This is a genomic window from Nonomuraea monospora (assembly GCF_039531895.1).
Taxonomy (GTDB): Bacteria; Actinomycetota; Actinomycetes; order Streptosporangiales; family Streptosporangiaceae; genus Nonomuraea; species Nonomuraea monospora.
Genome location: NZ_BAAAQX010000106.1, coordinates 1 through 960, shown reverse-complemented (window position 1 = coordinate 960; position 960 = coordinate 1). Strand labels below are relative to the sequence as shown.

1 protein-coding gene is annotated in these 960 nt (G+C 69.5%); it reads left to right on the top strand.

All coding sequences use genetic code 11. The annotated features are described in order from the left end of the window. Positions 1 to 127 precede the first annotated feature (127 nt). On the top strand, positions 128 to 960 hold an 833-nt coding region (locus ABD331_RS60680; RefSeq protein WP_344496709.1), incomplete at its 3' end, for a carbohydrate ABC transporter permease.

Sequence of the window (960 nt, the reverse complement as noted above, 5' to 3'; positions counted from 1 at the left end):
TCAAGGGCCCGTCGCTGGAGCAGATCACCGTCGCCGTCGGCTCCGGCCTGACCCCGGCCGCCGAGGGGGCCGCCCAGTACGACAAGGACGTGGAGAAGCAGGCCAAGCAGCTGGGGCTCGCGGGGTGGTGACGACGCGGCACGCCGGGCCCCGCACGGGGCCCGCGCAGCGGCACGCCCGCCCCACGGCCAGGCGCAGGTCGGCCTACCCGTACGGGCTGTACCTCCCGGCAGCGATCGTCTATGTCGTGATTTTTCTGGTGCCGACGGTGATGGCGTTCTACTTCGCGCTGACCCGCTGGACGCTGTTCGACAGCGAGTTCGTCGGCCTGGACAACTTCCGCGACTTCCTGGCCGAGCAGAACCTGCGCATCGGCTTCGCCAACACGATCATCTACGCGGTCCTCACGTCCGGGCTGAAGGTCGTGCTCGGGCTGCTGCTCGGCGTGCTGCTCACCAGCAGGCTGCGGCTGCGCGGCTTCCTGCGCTCGGTCGTGTTCTTCCCCACGCTGGTGTCCACGGTCGCGGTCGGGATCACCTTCAGCGCGCTGCTGCGGCCGGACACCGGGCTGGTCAACCGGGCCTTGGCGGTGATCGGCGTCTCCGGGCCTGACTGGCTCGGCGACGCGAGCACAGCCCTGCTGTCGGTGGCGCTGGTGGACGTGTGGAAGGGCGTCGGCCTGGCCACCGTGATCTACATCGCGGGCATCATGTCGATCCCGACCGAGTACTACCAGGCGGTCGCGGTGGACGGCGGCGGCGCCTGGCACCGCTTCCGGCACGTCACGCTGCCCCTGTCGTGGCCCGCCACCTACTCGGTGATCATCCTGTCGTTCATCGGCGGCCTGCGCTCCTTCGACCTGATCTGGACGATGACGCGCGGCGGCCCCGGCTTCACCAGCGACACCATCGCCTCGATCATCTACAAGCAGTACCAGGCCGGCTTCTTCGGCCTGTCCAC